Source organism: Lysobacter sp. F6437, from assembly GCF_052547215.1.
Genome location: NZ_JBQWRB010000002.1, coordinates 154,919 through 173,721, shown reverse-complemented (window position 1 = coordinate 173,721; position 18,803 = coordinate 154,919). Strand labels below are relative to the sequence as shown.

Genomic DNA, 18,803 nt, shown 5'->3' with positions numbered 1-18,803 from the left:
GGAGCCTGCCCGCGATGAAGGACATCCTGCTGGTCGGCATCGGCGGTTTCATCGGCTCGGTCGCGCGCTACACGCTCGGCGGGCTGGTGCTGCACGTCGCGGCGCAACAGCGGTTTCCGTACAGCACGTTCGCGGTCAACGTGCTCGGCTGCCTGGTGATGGGGCTGCTGGCGGGCGCGGCGGCGCGTTACGACGTGTTCGGGCCGGGCACGCGGCTGTTGCTGTTCACCGGCGTGCTGGGCGGGTTCACCACGTTCTCGGCGTTCGGGCTGGAGGCGACGCAACTGGTGCGGCGCGGCGAGTTCGGGGTCGCAGCGTTGTATGCGGGCTCGAGCGTGGTACTGGGGATCGCGGCGGTGTGGGTGGGGATGCGGGTGATTGCGCTGCTGCCGCGTTGAGTTCACTTGCGCAGGAGGATTGATGGAAAGGATGGATATGCGTCGCGTCACCTTGCCGTACGTGGTGCTGGCGCTGGTCTACGGGGTCTTCCAGATCGTGCTCGCCGGACTGGCGACGTGGGCCATGCCCGCTGGCGCGCCCCTCGACACCATGTTGAGACTGCTGCCGTCCGTGGCCGCGTTGCCGGCGGTGTTGCTGGCGCGACGGGCCGGGCCGCTGTCGTACGTCGGCGTGGCGCTCACCACTTTGGGCGTGGTGGCGGTGGTGTGCATTGCCGTCGTCTGCATCCACGTGTTGCTCGCGTTGCCGACCGGGGTGCCGATGGATGTGGCCAGTGTGGCGGCGATGTTCGGCCGGCTGTTCGTGTTTGGCGGCTGGCCGCTGGTGCTGGCCATGCTGATGATGGTGTTGGCGCCGGTGACGTGGTTGAAAGTACTGGTGTGGCAGCGGATGGGTTGGTTTCTGTAGGAGCGGCTTCAGCTGCGATCGGACAATCGTCCGCCCGCACCGGCTCCACGATCGCGGCTGAAGCCGCTCCTACAAGGGCACGGGATTCCTGCTTGGGGCGACAGGATGGGGCGTGCGTGGCAGCATTCGCGGGTCCCCGGTCAGCCGAGAACGTCATGCCCCGATACGTCGCCTTCCTGCGCGGTGTCAGTCCGATGAACGCGAAGATGCCGGTGTTGCGGCAGTGCTTCGAGGACGCGGGGTTTGGCAACGTGCGCACGGTGATCTCCAGCGGCAACGCGGTGTTCGATGCGCGGTCGGCGGCGGACGCGACGGTGGCGCGCAAGGCCGAGCAGGCGATGGAGGCGGGGATGGGGCGGTCGTTCCTGACGATCGTGCGGCGGCAGTCTGCGCTGCAGGCGTTGCTGGATGCCGATCCGTATGCGCGCTTCCGGCTCGCCGCCAATGCCAAGCGGGTCGTGACGTTCCTGCCCGCGCCGCCGGCTTCGGCGCCGGCGCTGGAGCTGCCCCTTACCCTGCGCGATGCGCGGATCCTCGCCGCGGAGGGCGGGGAGGTGTTCAGCGCGTATATCCCGAGCGGCAAGGCGCCGGACTTCATGACGCTGATCGAGAAGACCTTCGGCAAGGCGCTCACCACGCGGACGTGGGAGACGGTGCGCAAGTGCGCGGCGGCATGAGTGTGCGAGCGCTGGGCGAGGGACGAGTGTGGACAACGACGGCGCGGTAACGATGACAGAGGCGACGACGGCATGAGCGACGGGATCACCGGCAGCGGGCAGGCGATGGACACCATCACGTTCGATGACTTCCTCAAGGTCGAGTTGCGCGTCGGGCGCATCGTCGGTGCGGAGGTGTTCGCGGCGGCGCGCAAGCCGGCGTACGTGCTGCAGGTGGATTTCGGCGCGGAGGTCGGGGTGCGCAAGTCGAGTGCGCAGGTCACCGCGCTTTACACGCCGGAGGAGTTGGTCGGACGGCTGGTGGTGGGGGTGGTGAATTTCCCGCGCAAGCAGATCGGGCCGTTGATGTCGGAGTGCCTGGTGACCGGATTCCACGATGCGAACGGGGATGTCGCGTTGTGCGTGCCGGACAAGGCGGTGCCGTTGGGAACGCGGCTGTTGTGAGGCGACCCGGATGGGGTTTTCGTAGGAGCGGCTTCAGCCGCGATCATGCAGTCGGTGCGCGCGACCGGGCATTTGATCGCGGCTGAAGCCGCTCCTACAAGAGCCCGGGGTGCAAAGCGCGAGGGTGGTGCTTACGCGCCGCAGCACTTCTTGTACTTCTTGCCGCTGCCGCACGGGCAGGGGGCGTTGCGGTCGGGGGTGGCTTCGCGGCGGATCGGTTCGCGCGGGGTCAGGGCGTCGATGCGGTGGTGGTGCAGGTCGGCCAGCATGTCGGGCAGGCCGGCGACGATCTCGAGGCGCTCGCGGTAGCCGATCGGGGTCGCGGGCGCGGACGGGTCGTCGCCCAGCACTTCGCCACTGGCGAGGCGGTCGAGCAGGCCGAACACTTCGTCGATCCATTCGTTGTCGTCGAGCCACTGGTCCCACGCGGCCTCGCGCAGGCCGACCGCGGTGAAGAAACCCAGCGCCCAGTCGCGGCCGACGTCGAGTTCGTCTTCCTGTTCGGCGTCGTCGCCCTGCAGGTCGGGGTCCTCGGGCAGCCACAGCAGCGGGGCGAGGTGGTCGGGCAGGTCGTCGCCGCCATGGCGCACGCGGGCGGCGGCCATGTTCTGGTGGCCGAGCAGCAACTTCTCGACCGCGGCGCGTTCGTCGGCGTCGTTCCAGCGCGGCGGGGTGCCCCAGACCGCCGGCTCCCATTCGGTCATCGGGAGGGTTTCCGGTGACACGGCGAGCGCCGACAGGTAGCCGTCCAGCGCTTCCAGGTTGAAGCCCTTGAACGGCACCGCGCGCTGTTCCAGCAGGTCGGCGAGGCGCTCGATCTGGTCGTCGTCGAGGTAGGCGGGCACGTGGGGGCTGGTCATGACGGGAGGCGCTGGCGGGTCGGGCCGCCATGGTAGTCGCAAAAAAACGGGCGCGACCGGAGTCGCGCCCAGTTTGCCCACCGGGGTGGGGGAGAGAGCGTCGGCTCAGCGCACGTCGAAGGCCGTGGTCTGGGCCTGGGTGCCGTTGACCCACACTTCCACCGTGTAGTTGCCGGTCGGCCACGGGTTGGCGTTGGTGAAGGTCACGTTGGTGGTTTCCATGCCGGTGGTGGTCACCGACTGCTTCTGCTCGCCGGCGGTCTGGCCGTCCTGGTAGACCAGCTTGGCGGCGATCTCGGCGTTGCTGGCGGCGCCGTTGGTGTCGATCGAGACCACGATGTCGTCGTCCGGCGCGAAGGTGGTCACCGGGGTGGCGATCTTCTTGTCGGCGCCGGCTTCGGTGCCCAGCGTGATGGCGCTGACGTTGAGCGCGGTCTGCGGTTCCGACGGCATCGGCTCGGCCGGCGGCAGTGGCGCGGGCTCGACCGGCGTCGGCGTGGTGGCGACGGGCTCGGCGTCCTTCTTGCAACCGGCCAGGGCGAGCGAGGCCAGCAGGGCGGCGGCGACGGCGTAGTGGAGTTTGTTGGCAGTCATGGGATGGGTCTCCTGGGATGGCGTGCCGGGAATGGCGGGCGCGACTCAGCGGGTGCCGTCGGTGGATGGGGTGTCGGCGCCGGGGATCTTGAGGACCTGGCCGGGCTGGATCAGGTCGGGATCGTCGAGCTGGTCGCGGTTGGCCTGGAAGATGGTGTTCCACTCGCTGGCCTTGCCATAGAACTGCTTGGCGATCTGCGAGAGGGTGTCGCCGCGCTCGACCGTGTAGGTCTGCTCGCCGCCGCCGACCTTCTCGGCGGTGGTGTCGACGCTGGCGCTGACACCGGAGAAGTCGGCCTTGTCGCGCTCTTTTTTGGCGGTGGTGTCGACGCTGCTGCTGACGCCGGAGAAGTCGGCTTTCTTGTCGGGGGTGGTCATGGCTTCGAGGCCTCCTGCCGGTATGGGCGGAGTCACGATGCCAGCCGGGTTGTTAAGACCGCATCGCGTTGCCGTGAATGGCAGGGGCGGCGTGACCTGCCGCCGGGCTACTGGCGCTCGTCGCGGCCGGGTGTGGGCAGCGGCATCCCGGGCAGTACCCGCACCGGGTTGATGTCGAGCCCGCCACGACGGGTGTAACGCGCCTCGACCGACAGGCGTTGCGGATTGGCGAGTGAGAGCAGGTCGCTGCAGATGCGCTCGACGCATTGCTCGTGGAACTCGCAGTGGTCGCGGAACGAGACCAAATAGCGCAGCAGTCCTTCGCGATCGATGCGCGGGCCGCTGTAGGCGATCACCACGCGCGCCCAGTCGGGCTGGCCGGTGACCGGGCAGTTGGACTTGAGCAGCGCGCTGGACAGGGTTTCCTCGACGAGGTCGTCGGCGTCGGCGCGCAGGAACTCCGCGCGTGGCGGGCCGTAGTGGTCGATGGCGACGTCGAGGTCGTCGATCGGGATTGCCCGGTCGTCGCCGTCGTCGATGGGCGGCAGCCCGAATGCGACCGACACCGGGGCACCGGCGGCGCGCGACAGGTCGGCGGTGATGCGCTCGCGCACGGCGTCGGCGTGTTCGAAGCGGGTTGCGTTGAACGAGTTGAGGTAGAGCTTGAGCGACTTGGACTCGACGAGGTTCGGCGAGGTGGCCGGCACCGCCAGGGTCGCGGTCGCCACGCGCGGCTTGCCGCGGCCGTCGAGCCAGCCGAGCTCGTAGCAGTGCCAGCGGTCGTGGCCGGCGAACGGCAGGGCGTCGCCGGTGAGGCCGATCTCTTCACGCCCCAGCGCCCGCGGGATCGGGAACAGCAGCGCGGCGTCGTACTCGCGCGGGTAGTCGACGCTGCGGCCGAGCGGCAGGTCGGTGGTGGGGTCGTTTGCGGTCATCGATGCATTATCGCGCGCGAGGGACGGTGCGTGGCTGTGCGGAATGTGGGTCTCCTGGGCGTAGGAGCGGCTTCAGCCGCGATCGCGAACCGGTGTGGGCGAACGGTTCCACGATCGCGGCTGAAGCCGCTCCTACAAAAGCTTGGGGAATACGGGCGCAAGAAGCGGATGGCGGGGGGCGGCGACGGGGCCGAGACTGGCCTGCCCTGGAGGAGCCCCACGCCATGCTGACCCTGTTCGACTACCTGCCCTCGCAGAACGGCTGGAAGGTGCGCCAGCTGCTCGCCCACCTGCAGCGCCCGTATCGCACGCAGATCGTCAGCATCTTCGAAGGCGAAGGACGGCGGCCGGAGTACCGCGCGATCAGCCCGACCGGCACGGTGCCCGCGATCCGGCTCGACGACGGCCGGGTACTGGCGGAGTCCAACGCGATCCTCGGGTTACTCGCGGACGGCACGGCGTACCTGCCGGACGAACCGTTCGCGCGGGCCAGGGTGCAGCAGTGGCTGTGCTTCGAGCAGGAGCGGGTCGAGAGCCAGATCGGCACGCTGCGTCACTGGACGATGACCGGCAAGCTGGCGCGGCGCAGCGAGGCGATGGTCAACGCGCGTCGCGATGCGGCGCTCAAGGCGCTGGGGATACTCGATGGGGAGCTCGCGAGCCGGGCGTTCGTCGCCGGTGACGCGTACACGATCGCCGACATCGCGGTGTTCGCCTATGCCAGCCACGCCGAAGAGGCCGGGCTGTCGCTGCAACCGTATCCGCATTTCCGCGAATGGCTGCAGCGGGTACGGGCGCAACCGGGGCACCTGGCCGAGTGGCATCCGTACTCGATCGACCCGCACTCGGCGGGGGAACTGGGCTGAGCAGCGCGCCGCTTCCGTACGGCCCGCATCCGTACGGCCCGCTTTCTGTAGGAGCGGCTTCAGCCGCGACCCTGGAGTCGGTCGTTCGGCCGGTTTCCGATCGCGGCTGAAGCCGCTCCTACGAAGACAATCGACGCGTTCCCGCGTTCCCGCGTTCCCGCGTTCCCGCGTTACGGCGCCGGCGTGCCGTGCAGGTAATCCAGCGACACCTGCAGCAACGCGCGCAGGCCGAGATCGAGCGACGACTCGTCGAGCATGAACTTGGGCGAGTGGTTGCTCGGTGCGGTCGCCGGGTCGATCCCGGGCGCGGTGGCGCCGACGAAGAAGAACATCGACGGCACTTCCTTGGCGTAATAGGCGAAATCCTCGGCGCCCATCTGCAGCGGCGGCTCGATCACGTGTTCGCTGCCGGCGACGGCACGCAGGCTCGGCAGCATTTTCGCGGTGAGTTCTGGATCGTTGACCGTGACCGGGTTACCGGTGCCGACCGGGATGTCGGTCTCGACCGTGGCGCCGTGTGCGGTGGCGACATGCTGGGCGATGTTGTCGAGCTCGCCATGGATCTTCGAGCGCATGCTTTCGTCGAAGGTGCGGATGGTGCCGACCAGTTCGACCGAGTCGGGGATGATGTTGTAGCGGATGCCGCCGTGCACCGAACCGAAGCTGACCACCGCCGGCAACTTCGCGATGTTGGTATTGCGGCTGACGATGGTCTGCGCGCTGCCGATGATATCGGCCGCGGTGACGATCGGGTCGATCCCGCCCCACGGCGCCGAGCCATGGGTCTGGCGGCCATTGACGGTGATGGTGAACTTGTCCGACGCCGCCATCAGCGGCCCGCCGCGCACGCCGATCGTGCCGGCCGGCAACGACGAGAACACGTGCAGGCCGAACATCGCCTCGGGCTTGAAGTCGGCGAACAGGCCTTCCTCGAGCATGAACGACGCGCCGCCTTCCTCGCCGGCCGGCGCGCCTTCCTCGGACGGCTGGAACACCAGCATCACCTGCCCGGGCAGGTCGTCGCGCATCGCCACCAGCGCATCGGCGACCCCAAGCAGGGTGGCGGTGTGGGCGTCGTGGCCGCAGGCGTGCATCACGCCGGTCTGCTGGCCGTTGAAGGTGGTGGTGACTTTCGAGGCGAACGGCAGGCCGGTCTGCTCGGTCACCGGCAACGCGTCCATGTCGGCGCGCAGGGCGATCTTCGGGCCGGGTTTGCCGCCTTTGATGATTGCGGTGACGCCGTGGTGGGCGATGCCGGTGCGCGGCTGCAGGCCGAGCGCGCGCAGGTGTTCGACGACCTTGGCCGCGGTCTGCTCTTCGCGGTTGGACAGCTCCGGGTGCTGGTGGAACCAGCGGCGCAGCTCGACCACCTCGTCCTGCAGGCGCGTCGCGGCAGCCGCGACCTCGGGCCGCTGCGATGGCGCAGACGTATCGCCTGCCGGCGGAGCGGTCGGCGCGGCGGGTGTCTGTGCGGCGGCGGTCGGCACCAGCAGGCTGGCGAGTGCGGCGGACAGGAGTAGCTGGCGCATGGCGTGGTCCCCGGAAGCGGAACGCCGATCCTAGCGCGGGCAGCGCTGTATGTAGGAGCGGCTTCAGCCGCGATCCTGGAGTCGGTTGCTCGTCCGGTTTCCGATCGCGGCTGAAGCCGCTCCTACAAATGCAGACACGGAATTCGTAAGCGCGGGCCGGGCGCGTCCTTGCCCGATCCATCCTCTGGCGCAAACGCATTGCCGCGGCTCCGGCCACCGCTTAGAATGAGAATGATTTCCATTTAGAGCCCGCCGCGCCCATGCCGGCGTCGCCTGCGCAACGGACGCGCGAACCTCAACGCCACGACAAGGTTCCCCATGTCCCGTTCCGCCGTTGCCCGATCCCCGTTCCCGCGGGCCAGCCTGCTCGCCCTGGCGTTGCTGGCCGCACTGCCGGCCGCCGCGCAGGTTGCCACGCCCGCTCCCGGCGACGACGACCCCGACGCCACCACCCTCGACACCGTCCAGGTGCAGGCGCGGATCATCAAGCGCAGCCAGACCGTCACCAAGACCGATACCCTGATCACCGAGGCGCCGCAGTCGGTGTCGGTGGTCAGTGCGCAGCAGTTCGCCGACCGCGGCCTGCACGGCATCGACGAGGCGATGTGGTACCTCGCCGGCACCCAGGGCGGCGGCTACGGCCAGGACACCCGCAGCGACTGGCTGCTGGTGCGCGGCTTCAGCCCGGCGCGTTACATGGACGGGCTGGCGCTGACCGACGGCGTCTGGACCGGTGCCACCCGCGTCGAGCCGTACGGGCTGGAGCGCATGGACGTATTGAAGGGGCCGTCGTCGGTGTCCTACGGCGCGATGCCGCCGGGCGGGCTGGTCAATCTGGTCAGCAAGCGCCCGACCGACGTGCCGCTGCGCGAGGTCGAGGTGCAACTCGGCAACTTCGACCTGCGCCAGGCCGCGTTCGATTTCGGCGGCCCGCTGGATGATGCCGGCACGTGGTCGTACCGGCTCACCGGACTGGCGCGCAACAGCGACAACCTGGTCGATACCGTCGAGGACGACCGTTACTACTTCGCCCCGGCGCTGGCATGGAAGCCCAGCGATGCGACCTCGCTGACGTTGCTCGCGCGCTGGCAGAAATCCGACACCGCCAACGGCAGCGGCTTCCTGCCGGCCGAAGGCACGCTGCTGCCGAGCCCGCACGGCAAGATTTCGCCGAGCGTGTTCACCGGCGAACCGGGCTGGAACGACTACCTGCGCACCAGCAAGTCGGCCGGCTACGAGTTCGAGCACGCCTTCTCCAATGGTCTGACCTTCCGCCAGAACCTGCGCTACGGCGAGACCGACGTCGACCACGATGCCGGCGTCGGCACGCTGGGGTTGCAGGAGGACGGCCGCACGCTCAACCGCTACCTGTTCCCGCTGGAGGAGCACTCCAAGTCGTTCGGCGTCGACAACAACGTGACCTTCGACTTCGACACCGGCGCCTGGCAACACACCGTGCTGGCCGGCTTCGACTACCGCCGCCTGCAGAGCGACTACGCCTCGGCGTTCGCGTTCGGCATCGACCCGATCGACGTGTTCAATCCGGTCTACGGCGCCGAGGTGATCGTGCCGGACTACACCTTCCACGAGGACAAGGTGCAGGAGCAGACCGGCGTGTATGTGCAGGACCAGATCCGGCTCGACCGCTGGGTGGTCACCGTCGCCGGCCGCCAGGACGAGGTGCGCACGCGCGCCGACAACCTGATCGCCGACCCGGTGACGCGCAGCCGGCAATCGGATGACGCATTCTCCGGCCGCGTCGGCGTCAACTACGTGTTCGAATCGGGCTTCGCGCCGTACGTGGCGTGGTCGGAATCGTTCCAGCCGACGGTCGGCGTCGACTTCGACGGCAACGCGTTCGTGCCGACTACCGGCGAGCAGGTCGAGGCCGGCATCAAGTACCTGCCGCCCAGTGGCCGCGGGCTGGCGACGCTGGCGGTGTACGACATCCGTCAGCAGAACACCTTGAGCGTGGATCCCGACCATGTGCTGTTCTCGGTGCAGCAGGGCGAGACCCGCGTGCGCGGCCTCGAGCTGGAAGGCCGCTGGAACCTGACCCAGACCCTCGGCGTATACGGCGCGGCGACCTGGATGGATACCGAAGTCACGCAGACCACCGACGCCGCCGCGCTCGGCAAGCGCGTCGCGCTGGTGCCGGAGCAGCAGGCCTCGCTCGGCCTCGATTACACGATCGCCTACGGCGCGCTGTCCGGGCTCGGCTTCGGCGGCGGCGTGCGCCACACCGGCTCGGTCTACGGCGACATCTACAACGAGTGGAAGACGCCGTCGTACACGCTGTTCGACGCCGCGGTGCACTACGACTTCGACCGTTGGCGCCTGCAGCTCAACGCCAGCAACCTGATGGACAAGGAATACGTGGCGGTCTGCAACAGCGCGATGTGGTGCTACTACGGCCACCCGCGCACGGTCACCGCGACTGTGCGTTACCGCTGGTGACGGCGGGCGGAGGCGGCTGATGGATTTCGCACTGGGCCTGCTTGCGACGGTTGCCGCCGTGGCGTCGGCGTTGGTGCTGTACCTGGCATCGCCCAATTGCGGGTGGCTTCTGGCCGCGCGCCGCGGCGGTTTGCGGATCGCCGCTGGCGCGCTGGCGTTGCTGTCGCTGCTCGCGTGGGTCGCGCTGTCCGGCATCGGCGCCGGGCTCTGCGCGATGCTGGCGACGTGGATGCTGTCGGCGCTCGCGCTGCCGTACCTGGCGTGGTGGTCCAGCGCGCGGTCGCCCATCGATGTGCGCCGGCCGCATGCCGGTTCGATGCCACGTGCGCCGCTGGAGAACGACTGATGTGGGGCCGCGCGACCGCCGGCGCGCTGGCGGGCTTCGTCCTCGCCGCGGCGCTGGTCGCCCTGCTCGGGCGGCTGTGGCCGGGCCCGTGGCAGGCGACCCTGGTGCCGGGGATGGTGGCGTTCTTCCCGCTGTGGATCGGTATCGCCGCGGCCGCCTTCCGTTTTGGCAGCGGCCTGCGTGCGTGGGTGTGGATCGGCGGTTCGGCAGTCGCCACGCTCGGCGCGTTGTGGCTGCTGCAGGCGACCGGATGGGTCGCATGAGGATGATTCGATGAAGCTGCGTGCCGAAACGCTGCGGGCCTATACCGCGGTCCACAGCTGGGTCGGGCTGGTCGCCGGCTTCGCGCTGTTCGTCGCGTTCTATGCCGGCGCGATCACGATGTTCCACCACGAACTGCCGGTCTGGCAGTCGGGCGCAGTCGCGGGTGAAACCGAGTCGATCGCCGACGCGCAGCGCCTGCTCGACGAGACGCTGGCGCGGCACGAGAGCGCGCGCACCCACCTCGGCCTCGGCTTCCCCGGTGCCGAGTCGGCGCAGGCCTCCGCGTGGTGGCTCGACACCCAGGGCATCTGGCAGTTCGCGACCCTCGACACCCTGCAGGGCAGCCCGGTCCCGCCGACCTCGAGCCTGGCCGAACTGGTCAACCTGCTGCACTACTCGCTCGGCATCCCCATGGTCGGCACCTGGCTGATGGGCATCGTCAGCCTGCTGTACGGGCTGGCGCTGGTGACCGGTGTGGTGATCCACCTGCCGAAGCTGGCCAAGGACCTGTTCGCGCTGCGGCCGGGGCGCAACCTCAAGCGTTTCTGGCAGGACGCGCACAACGTCATCGGCGTGCTGAGCCTGCCGGCGCACGTGATGTTCGCGGTCACCGGCGCAATGCTGTGCCTGGCGTTCGTGCTGATCCCGCTGCTCAACCCGCTGGTGTACGACGGCAAGCTGCTGGCGGCGGTGCCGGCGGCGATGGACACCGCGCCGGTGGTCGCCGCGTCGGGCGAGCCAGCCGCGATGCAGCCGCTGGCGCAGTGGCACGCGCGCTCGGTGGCGATCGCGCGCGAACACGGCATCGACGACTTCGAGCCGGCCTACCTGAAACTGCAGCACGGCGGCGACGCCAACGCGGTGGTCGAGATCACCGGCGAGACCTCGCGCGCGCTGGGTGCGCTGGGCTCGGTCGCGTTCGACGCCGTCAGTGGCGAGGTGCTCGCGGTGCAGTTGCAGGGCGCGCGTGACGCCAACCACGCGACCCTGCAGGCGACCTACGCGCTGCACTTCGGCGAGTTCGGCAACCGCGTGGTGCAGTGGCTGTATTTCCTGCTGGGACTGGCCGGCGCGTTCCTGTTCTATTCCGGCAACCTGTTGTGGATCGAGTCACGGCGCAAGCGGCGCGCGCTCGAACAGGGGCGGTCGTCGCGATTGATGGCACGCGCCACGGTCGGGGTCTGCATCGGCGTGTGCGTGGCGATTTCCGCGAGCTTCGTGGCGGCGCAACTGGCACCGATGCTGGGGCTGGATTCCGCCGTCGCCGAGCGCGGGGCGTGCTTCGGCACGTGGGCGCTGTGCGGGCTGTGGGCGGCATTGCGTCCGCCGTCGCGGGGCGTGCGCGAGCTGTTGTGGCTGGCGGTGCTGGTGACGTTGGCGATCCCGCTTGCACACGGCATCGCCAGCGGCTGGTGGCTGTGGAAAGCCGCCGTCGCCGGGCACTGGGTACTGGTCACGGTCGATGCCATGGCGATCGCGCTGGCGGCCGGTTTCGCGGCACTGGCCCGGGCCAGTGCACGGCGCGCACGCGACGGCGATCCGAACAGCGTCTGGGCCGACCCGCGTGCCCCCGGTACCGGGCACGCCGTTCCGGCATCCGACTGACGGGGCTTTGCGACCTCAGCGCGCGCCCGCGCCCGCACCCGGCGCCAACCGCCAGACCGCGTTGCCGACATCATCGGCAACCAGCACCGCACCATCGGCGGCGATTGCGACCCCGACCGGGCGGCCGCGGGCATTGCCGTCGGCGTCGAGGAATCCGGCCAGCAGGTCCCGCGGCGGGCCGCTCGGCGCGCCGTCGGCGAACGGCACGAACACCACCTTGTAGCCGCTCGGCGGCCGCCGGTTCCAGGACCCGTGTTCGGCGATGATCGCGCCGCCATGCAGGCGCGGCAGCAGCGCGGCGTCGTAGAACGCCAGTCCCAGCGGTGCGACGTGGTTGCCGAGCGCGTAGTCGGGAGCGATCGCGCGTGCGGCCAGGTCCGGCCGCGGCGGTTGCACCCGCTCATCCACATGCCCGCCCCAGTAGCTGTACGGCCACCCGTAGAAGGCGCCCTCGCGGACCGAAGTCAGGTAGTCGGGCACCAGGTCGCTGCCGAGTTCGTCGCGCTCGTTGACCACTGTCCACAACGCGCCCGTGGCCGGATTCCAGTCGAGCCCGACCGGGTTGCGCAGGCCCGAGGCGAACACGCGCGTGTCGCCGCTGGCCGGGTCGACTTCAAGGATCGCCGCGCGATCGACCTCGGCGGCCATGCCGTTGTCGCCGACGTTGCTGTTGGAGCCGACGCCGACGTACAGCCGCGAACCGTCGGGGCTGGCCAGCAGGCTCTTGGTCCAGTGGTGGTTGATCGGCCCGCCGGGCAGCGCGGCCACCGGGGTCGGCGCGGCGTCGATCCGCAGCTGGCCCGGCCGGTAGGGAAACGACACCACCGCGTCGGCGTTGGCGACGTACAAGGTGTCGCCGACCAGCGCCATTCCGAAGGGCGAATTCAGCTCGTCAAGCAGGACGCTGCGCTGTTCCGCCGCACCGTCGCCATTGCCGTCGCGCAGCAGCGTGATGCGGTTGGCGCTGGGCACCGCGGCGCCGGCACGCGCCATCACCAGGCCCATGATCCAGCCCTTGAGGCCACCGCCGGCGTCTTTCGGTGGCGCGTTGGTCTCGGCCACCAGCACGTCGCCGTTGGGCAGTACGTACAACCAGCGTGGATGGTCCAGGCCGGTCGCGAATGCATTGACCGCAAGCCCGGCGCCCGGCGTGGGCGTGGCGCCGTCGGGCCAGCCTTTGGCCGGGGCGATGTCGACGGTCGGGACCAGGCTGTGCTCCGGCGGCGGCAGTACCGGGTCGGGTCCGACGCTCTGGCGCGTGGCGAGCCCGGCGGTTTCGCAGCCGCCAAGCACGACAATCGTCAGCGCCATGGCGACCCGACCCAACCAGCCGGTGCATGGCGACCGCGTGGTCATGGGGACTTGCGCGGGATGATCGAGATCGAACCGTCGCGCTCCAGTACCGCGTACTTGACCTGTTGCATGTTCTCCAGCCCGTGCAGGATCCGCGCCGCCTCGAGCACTTCGCTGTCGTCGACCCGGGCCCGCTTCATGCGGTCGGGCAATGGCTTGCCGTCCTCGACCACGATCATTGGCACGTCGTCGAGCCAGCGGTCGGCGAGTTTCGACTTCTGTTTGATGAACGACAGCAGCAGCTCCATCAGCACCAGCGTGGTGACCAGCAGCAGCGCGGTGGTGATCGAGAAGTCGTCGCCCATCAGTCCCTGCGAGACCGAGTCGCCGATGATCAGCAGCAGCACCATGTCGAACGGGTGCATCTGGGACAGCGTGCGCTTGCCGCTGATGCGGAACACCAGCAGCAGGAACAGGTAGATCGCGATCGCGCGCAGCACGGTTTCCATCGTGTGCTCCTGCAGGATTCAGGGGTAGATGAAGCTGTCGATCCGAAGCGGGGGCTGTCCGGCAACCGACGCAGCCCCGGTCAGCCAGCCCATGGTTTCGGGCTGGCCCTGGATCACGACGAGTTGTTGCTCACCGGGGCCGGCGTTGAACGTGTAGCGGATGCGGTCGTCGGCGATCGCGACGTCCTTCGGCTGCGGATGGATCTGTTCGAAGCTGAAGTCGTGCGCGTAGTCGCCATCGATCGAGAGTTCGAACGTGTCGCCACTCAGCGCGGCGGTGTCGACAGTAAATGTGAGCCGGGTCGGCATCTGGTAGCGCGCGAAGCGCGGATGGTCCGCTGCCAGCGCACCGACGTCGGTTTGAACCCGGGCGAGCAGGCCGTTGCCGCCGAACGCTCCGACCAGCGCCAGCAGCAGGATGATGGTCAGCAGCAACGTCCCCGCCCGGCGCAGCATCTGCAGGATGTGCTGGAAATGCAGGTGCTCGTCGAGCTGCAACGAACCGCGCTGCGACGATTCGGGTTCCGCCTGCTGCGTCATGGTTGGGCACCGTGAGCGGGGCCTCGACTATCGGTGCGGTGGTGTGGACGGCGCGTGTCGGCCGCCCGTGCGTTGGCGGTCGTTGGCGGATCAGCCGCGGTGCTCCAGCGCCAGGTATTCGGCCGACCGCATCTCGATCAGGCGCGATGCGGTGCGTTCGAACGCGCCGGTCAGGCGCTCGCCGGTATACAGCCCCGGCGGTGCGGCGGCGGCGGTGCAGACGAGGTTGACGTGGCGGTCGTAGAGCTCGTCGACCAGGTGTACGAAACGCCGGGCCGGATCGTCGTTCTGGCCATCGAAGCGCGGGATCCCGCCGACCAGCACGGTGTGGCACTCGGTCGCGATCTCGATGTAGTCGCTGGCCGCGCGCGGACCCTCGCACAACGCAGCGAAGTCGAACCACGCGTGGCCCTCGGCGAGGGCGCGCACCGGGATCTCGCGGCCCTCGATCCGCAGCGGGCCGTCCTCGCGCGGCGCGCCGGCGGTCAGCTCGTCCCAGCGCGACTGCAGCCAGGCGTCGCTGCCGGCGTCCAGCGGCGCGCGGTACACCGGTGATCGGGTCAGCGCGCGCAACCGGTAGTCGTGCACGCTGTCGAGGTACAGCACCTGGCAGTGGCGTTCGATCAGCGCGATCGCCGGCAGGAACCGCTCGCGCTGCAGGCCGTCCTTGAACAGCCCCTGCGGCTCGATGTTGGACGTGGTCACCAGCGCCACGCCCTCATGGAACAGATGCTCCAGCAGGCGTCCGAGCAGCATCGCGTCGCCGATGTCGGTGACGAAGAACTCGTCGAGCACCAGCACCTGCAACTCGCGTCCCCATTGCCGCGCGATGGTGCGCAGCGGATCGGACTCGCCCTTGTGCGCGCGAAGCCGGGCGTGCACCTCGCGCATGAAACGGTGGAAGTGGGTGCGGCGTTTCCGGGTGATCGGGAGCCCGTCGTAGAACAGGTCGATCAGGAACGTCTTGCCGCGGCCGACCCCGCCCCACAGGTACAGGCCGGCCGGCGCCGGCACCGGACGGTCGCGCAGCCGGTCGAGCCAGCCCTGCCGCGGCGGGTCGAGCAGGGCGGCGTGCAGCCGGTCGAGTTCGGCCAGCGCGGGATGCTGCGCGTCGTCGTCGTTCCAGTCGCCGCGCGCGACACCCGCGGCATAGCGCGCACTCGGCAGCACCGCCGGCTCAGGCATCCGTGCGGTCGCCGGAACCGTCCGCCGCCGGCAGGTACGGACGCACGCCGTTCTTGACCGCGCCGCGCAGGTCCATCAGGCGGCGATGGAAGAAATGGCTGGTATCGGGGATGCGCACCAGCTCCGGCGGTTGCGCCAGGCCATCGACCCAGGCGTAGACCTTTTGCGGGTCGACCACCTCGTCGGCCTCGCCCTGGACCACCAGCCACGGGCCGTCGAACGGAGTGACCTCATCGAATCCGTAGCCGCGCCCGGCCGGCGGCGCGATCATCACCAGCATCCCCGGCTTGAGTTCGGCGGCGACCTTGTAGGCGACGTAGGAGCCGAAGCTGAAACCGGCCAGCCAGACCTGCGCGTCCGGCTTCTGCCTGCGGACCCAGGCGACCACCGCGCGCAGGTCGTCGGCCTCGCCATTGCCGTCATCGAAGCTGCCTTCGGACGCGCCGACGCCGCGGAAGTTGAAGCGCACCGTGCTGGCACCGGACTGGTGCAGCGCGCGCGCGGTCATCGTCACCACCTTGTTGTGCATGGTGCCGCCTTCGGTCGGCAGCGGGTGGCAGATGACCGCCACCAGCGGGCGACGCGGCACGTCGGGCTCGGGGCCCTCGACGATCGCCTCGATCGCACCGGCGGGGCCGGCCAGGGTCACGCTGGCGGGCTTGCCTTCGAGGAAGGCGTCGTCGCTGGGGAAGCTCGGGTCTGCGCTCATGCGGCCATGATACCGGCCACGAACGACAACGCCGCCCGGAGGCGGCGTTGGCTGGTCGTACGGATGGAGCGAACCTAGTTCAGGTTGTCGAGCATCCAGTCGACGGTGGCGACGACCTGCTCGTCGGTCAATGCCGGGTTGCCGCCCTTCGGGGGCATCACGCCGGTGCTGCCGGTGTAGCCCTCGATCGCGTGTTTGTGCAGCACGTCCAGGCCCTGGGGAATACGCGAAGCCCAGTGCGCGGCGTCCATGGTCGGCGCGCCGCCGGCGCCGGAGGTGTGGCAGCCGGTGCACAGGTTGTTGAAGATCACCGAACCGTCGAGGGTGCCGCCGTAGGCCACCTGTGCCGCCGCCGCCGCCGCGGCAGCAGCAGTCGCGGCGGCCTGGTTGGCCGCGCCGGTGCTGCCGGCGTAGACCGCGCCGACCGGCGCGATGCGGGCCTGGGTGCGCTTGGACACCGCCTCGGGCACGTCGCGCTCCAGCGATGCATTGACGAAGTAGGCAACGAGGATCAGGCCGAGGGTGACCACGGCCAGGAAGCCGATCACCATGGAGAATTTCTTCAGGAACTCGAGGTCGTAATTGCGCACGATCCACCTATTGCGCGCGTCGCGGGCGACGCGCAATGCGTTCGACAAATGACCGCACCGGGTGCGGCGGCTGATGCAGGGTTCCGGCCGGCAACCCGCCGCGCAGTTTATCGCACCGCACGGAAGATGGTGCGCCTGGAGGGATTCGAACCCCCGACCAATGGCTTCGGAAGCCACTACTCTATCCGGCTGAGCTACAGGCGCCCGGTTGCTTCGCGTGCGGCATTGCGCCGCGCGGGTGGGCATTCTAGCGGCAAACGCGGCGCCGATGCAGTCCGCGTGGCCAAGCGGGCGTCCTTTAGACTTTGCCCATGAGCTACGAACGTTTCGAGTCGCCCGGCGCGCCGGCGTGGAAGACCCGGCTGGCGCTGTACTGGCAACTCGTGCGCGGCGACCGGCCGATCGGCTGGCTGCTGTTGTTGTGGCCGACCTGGTGGGGGTTGTGGCTTGCCGCTGAAGGGGTGCCGCCGCTCTGGACCCTGTTCGTATTCAGCGCCGGGGTCTGGCTGACCCGCTCGGCCGGCTGCGTGATCAACGACTACGCCGACCGCTGGCTCGATCCGCACGTCGAACGCACCAAGGGCCGCCCGCTGGCGACCGGCGCGGTCCGCGGCCGCGAGGCGCTGGCGGTGTTCGCGGTGCTGATGCTGGCGGCGTTCGCGCTGGTGCTGACGATGAACCGGCTGACGGTTTTGATGAGTTTCATCGGCGTGCTGCTGGCGGCCAGCTATCCTTATCTCAAGCGTTACACCTACCTGCCGCAGGTCTACCTCGGGATGGCGTTCGGCTGGGGCATCCCGATGGGCTTCGCCGCGGTCACCGGCGAAGTGCCGGCGCTGGCCTGGCTGCTGTACATCGCCAACATCCTGTGGGCGACCGCATACGACACCTGGTACGCGATGGTCGACCGCGAGGACGATCTCAGGATCGGTGCCCGCTCGACCGCGATCCTGTTCGGCGAGATGGACCTGGTGGCGCAGGGGCTGCTGTATGCGCTGACCTTCACCACGCTGGCGCTGGTCGGCCAGCGGGCCGAGCTGGGCGGGTACTACTGGGCCGGCTGGGCCGTGGCGCTGGTGCTGGTCGGCTGGGAGTTCTGGATCGCCCGCAAGCGCGAGCGCGGGCCGTGCTTCCGCGCGTTCCTGCACAACCATTGGGTCGGGCTGGCGCTGTTCGCCGGCATCGCGCTGGATTACGCGCTGCGATAGCGGTCGTGCGACCGGACGTCCTTTGACTGTGGGAGCGGCTTCAGCCGCGATCGGGAATCGTTCGCCCATGCCGACTCCAGATCGCGGCTGAAGCCGCTCCTACGAAAAGCGGGGGCCGCCGCGCTACGGCACCCGCGCGCATATCCATGCATCGACCCGCGCCACGCCGGCACGCTGCAACGCATCGGCGGCGGCGTGCAGGGTCGCCCCGGTGGTCATGACGTCGTCGACCAAGACCACGTGCGCGGGCAGGGCGGTGCCTTGGTCAATCCGGAACGCGTCCTTCAGGTTGCGCTGGCGCTGGGTGGCTTGCAGCCGCGACTGCGGCGCGGTATCGCGGGCCCGGGCCAGGGCGCCGGTGAGCAGTGGGAGTTGCAGCGCGCGGGCCAATGGCCGGGCCAGTTCCAGTGCCTGGTCGTAGCCGCGCTGGCGCAGGCGTCGCGGATGCAGCGGGATCGGCAGCACCGCCGCCGGTTGTGGCCAGCCATCCGGGAGCGATGCGAACGCGTGCGCCATCAGCTGCGCAAGCAGGCGCCCGACGGCGAGGTCGTGGTGGAACTTGAAGCGCGGCAGCAGCCGGTCCAGCGGCGCGCCGTAGAGGCAGGCGGCGTGGGTTTCGGCCAGTGGCGGCGGGTGCTGCAGGCAGGCGCCGCAAACAGTGGCCGGGCCGGGCGTCGCCCCGGGCAACGGGATCGCGCACCGGATGCAGCCCGCGCCCAGCCACGGCAACGCGTCGGCACAGGCCTGGCACAGGTCCAGCCCGCGGGCCCCGCGACCGCGGCAGACCAGACAGCGCGGAGGCCACAGCCAGCGGGCCAGCGGCGGCCCCGGCGGGCGCTGGCCCGATTGGCCGCGCCCCGGAGGGCCGTGAGGTGCCTCGCCGTCAACCAGCAGGGCCCCGGTTTGGTTGACAGTCCCGGCCATGCTTTCCAGACTGCCGCTCTTGC

Annotated in this window: 22 protein-coding genes and 1 tRNA gene; 10 read left to right on the top strand and 13 right to left on the bottom strand. The window is 69.6% G+C overall.

What is annotated here, in order from left to right; genetic code table 11:
- Positions 1-14 precede the first annotated feature (14 nt).
- From crcB to ACT9F5_RS09260, 4 genes are all read left to right on the top strand, one after another.
- Positions 15-398, top strand: coding sequence for a fluoride efflux transporter CrcB (gene crcB / locus ACT9F5_RS09275; RefSeq protein WP_445119658.1), 384 nt, complete (start codon positions 15-17; stop codon positions 396-398).
- Positions 399-420: 22 nt separating this feature from the next.
- Positions 421-867: a hypothetical protein gene (locus ACT9F5_RS09270; RefSeq protein ID WP_445119657.1), complete on the top strand. Its 447-nt coding sequence runs from the start codon at positions 421-423 to the stop codon at positions 865-867.
- Between the two features lie 155 nt (positions 868-1,022).
- Complete coding sequence (locus ACT9F5_RS09265) at positions 1,023-1,544, top strand: DUF1697 domain-containing protein (RefSeq protein WP_445119656.1); 522 nt, start codon at positions 1,023-1,025, stop codon at positions 1,542-1,544.
- A gap of 72 nt (positions 1,545-1,616) precedes the next feature.
- Positions 1,617-1,988: a tRNA-binding protein gene (locus ACT9F5_RS09260; protein WP_445119655.1), complete on the top strand. Its 372-nt coding sequence runs from the start codon at positions 1,617-1,619 to the stop codon at positions 1,986-1,988.
- A 131-nt stretch (positions 1,989-2,119) separates the two neighbouring features.
- Here ACT9F5_RS09260 and ACT9F5_RS09255 read toward each other — a convergent pair whose 3' ends face one another.
- The 4 genes from ACT9F5_RS09255 to queF all read right to left on the bottom strand — a co-directional run bounded on the left by ACT9F5_RS09255 (position 2,120) and on the right by queF (position 4,755).
- Positions 2,120-2,848, bottom strand: a complete 729-nt coding sequence (locus tag ACT9F5_RS09255; RefSeq protein ID WP_445119654.1) for a UPF0149 family protein — start codon at positions 2,846-2,848, stop codon at positions 2,120-2,122.
- A 105-nt stretch (positions 2,849-2,953) separates the two neighbouring features.
- Positions 2,954-3,442 carry a hypothetical protein gene (locus tag ACT9F5_RS09250; RefSeq protein WP_445119653.1) on the bottom strand — a complete coding sequence of 163 codons (489 nt, stop codon included), beginning with the start codon at positions 3,440-3,442 and terminating at the stop codon, positions 2,954-2,956.
- Positions 3,443-3,487: 45 nt separating this feature from the next.
- Positions 3,488-3,820 carry a LysM peptidoglycan-binding domain-containing protein gene (locus ACT9F5_RS09245; RefSeq protein ID WP_445098190.1) on the bottom strand — a complete coding sequence of 111 codons (333 nt, stop codon included), beginning with the start codon at positions 3,818-3,820 and terminating at the stop codon, positions 3,488-3,490.
- Between the two features lie 107 nt (positions 3,821-3,927).
- Positions 3,928-4,755, bottom strand: coding sequence for an NADPH-dependent 7-cyano-7-deazaguanine reductase QueF (queF, locus tag ACT9F5_RS09240; protein WP_445119652.1), 828 nt, complete (start codon positions 4,753-4,755; stop codon positions 3,928-3,930).
- Between the two features lie 224 nt (positions 4,756-4,979).
- Between queF and ACT9F5_RS09235 the strand changes: the two genes are divergently transcribed.
- Positions 4,980-5,621: a glutathione binding-like protein gene (locus ACT9F5_RS09235; protein WP_445119651.1), complete on the top strand. Its 642-nt coding sequence runs from the start codon at positions 4,980-4,982 to the stop codon at positions 5,619-5,621.
- Between the two features lie 170 nt (positions 5,622-5,791).
- Here the strand turns inward: ACT9F5_RS09235 and ACT9F5_RS09230 are convergent, their stop codons facing one another.
- Positions 5,792-7,150 carry an amidohydrolase gene (locus ACT9F5_RS09230; RefSeq protein WP_445119650.1) on the bottom strand — a complete coding sequence of 453 codons (1,359 nt, stop codon included), beginning with the start codon at positions 7,148-7,150 and terminating at the stop codon, positions 5,792-5,794.
- Positions 7,151-7,468: 318 nt separating this feature from the next.
- Here ACT9F5_RS09230 and ACT9F5_RS09225 point away from each other — a divergent pair, with 318 nt between their 5' ends.
- The 4 genes from ACT9F5_RS09225 to ACT9F5_RS09210 are packed head-to-tail and all read left to right on the top strand — an operon-like array spanning position 7,469 to position 11,822.
- Positions 7,469-9,607: a TonB-dependent siderophore receptor gene (locus ACT9F5_RS09225; protein WP_445119649.1), complete on the top strand. Its 2,139-nt coding sequence runs from the start codon at positions 7,469-7,471 to the stop codon at positions 9,605-9,607.
- A gap of 19 nt (positions 9,608-9,626) precedes the next feature.
- Entirely contained in the window at positions 9,627-9,953 is a 327-nt protein-coding gene (locus ACT9F5_RS09220; RefSeq protein WP_445119648.1) for a hypothetical protein, read from the top strand.
- Positions 9,953-10,216, top strand: a complete 264-nt coding sequence (locus tag ACT9F5_RS09215) for a hypothetical protein (RefSeq protein WP_445119647.1) — start codon at positions 9,953-9,955, stop codon at positions 10,214-10,216. The genes ACT9F5_RS09220 and ACT9F5_RS09215 overlap by 1 nt, the downstream gene beginning before the upstream one ends.
- A gap of 10 nt (positions 10,217-10,226) precedes the next feature.
- The gene (locus ACT9F5_RS09210; RefSeq protein WP_445119646.1) at positions 10,227-11,822 is read left to right on the top strand and encodes a PepSY domain-containing protein; all 1,596 of its coding nucleotides are present in this window, start codon (positions 10,227-10,229) and stop codon (positions 11,820-11,822) included.
- Positions 11,823-11,837: 15 nt separating this feature from the next.
- Here ACT9F5_RS09210 and ACT9F5_RS09205 read toward each other — a convergent pair whose 3' ends face one another.
- The 7 genes from ACT9F5_RS09205 to ACT9F5_RS09175 form a co-directional block, all read right to left on the bottom strand.
- Positions 11,838-13,178, bottom strand: coding sequence for a PQQ-dependent sugar dehydrogenase (locus tag ACT9F5_RS09205; RefSeq protein WP_445119645.1), 1,341 nt, complete (start codon positions 13,176-13,178; stop codon positions 11,838-11,840).
- A complete protein-coding gene (locus tag ACT9F5_RS09200; RefSeq protein ID WP_445119644.1) occupies positions 13,175-13,624 on the bottom strand; it encodes a YetF domain-containing protein in 450 nt (149 codons plus the stop codon). The genes ACT9F5_RS09205 and ACT9F5_RS09200 overlap by 4 nt, the downstream gene beginning before the upstream one ends.
- A gap of 18 nt (positions 13,625-13,642) precedes the next feature.
- Positions 13,643-14,164 carry a hypothetical protein gene (locus ACT9F5_RS09195; RefSeq protein ID WP_445119643.1) on the bottom strand — a complete coding sequence of 174 codons (522 nt, stop codon included), beginning with the start codon at positions 14,162-14,164 and terminating at the stop codon, positions 13,643-13,645.
- A 90-nt stretch (positions 14,165-14,254) separates the two neighbouring features.
- Entirely contained in the window at positions 14,255-15,349 is a 1,095-nt protein-coding gene (gene zapE / locus ACT9F5_RS09190; RefSeq protein WP_445119642.1) for a cell division protein ZapE, read from the bottom strand.
- Positions 15,342-16,058: an alpha/beta fold hydrolase gene (locus ACT9F5_RS09185; protein ID WP_445119641.1), complete on the bottom strand. Its 717-nt coding sequence runs from the start codon at positions 16,056-16,058 to the stop codon at positions 15,342-15,344. Before ACT9F5_RS09185 ends, zapE begins: the two co-directional genes overlap by 8 nt.
- Before the next feature lie 74 nt (positions 16,059-16,132).
- The gene (locus ACT9F5_RS09180) at positions 16,133-16,648 is read right to left on the bottom strand and encodes a c-type cytochrome (RefSeq protein WP_445119838.1); all 516 of its coding nucleotides are present in this window, start codon (positions 16,646-16,648) and stop codon (positions 16,133-16,135) included.
- A 127-nt stretch (positions 16,649-16,775) separates the two neighbouring features.
- Positions 16,776-16,852 (bottom strand) — tRNA-Arg (locus tag ACT9F5_RS09175).
- 107 nt (positions 16,853-16,959) lie between these two features.
- On the opposite strand from ACT9F5_RS09175, the gene ubiA reads away from it, so the two are divergent.
- Positions 16,960-17,856, top strand: a complete 897-nt coding sequence (gene ubiA / locus ACT9F5_RS09170; protein ID WP_445119640.1) for a 4-hydroxybenzoate octaprenyltransferase — start codon at positions 16,960-16,962, stop codon at positions 17,854-17,856.
- A gap of 123 nt (positions 17,857-17,979) precedes the next feature.
- On the opposite strand, the gene ACT9F5_RS09165 is transcribed toward ubiA, so the two are convergent.
- Positions 17,980-18,780, bottom strand: coding sequence for a double zinc ribbon domain-containing protein (locus ACT9F5_RS09165; RefSeq protein WP_445119639.1), 801 nt, complete (start codon positions 18,778-18,780; stop codon positions 17,980-17,982).
- Positions 18,781-18,803 lie beyond the last annotated feature (23 nt).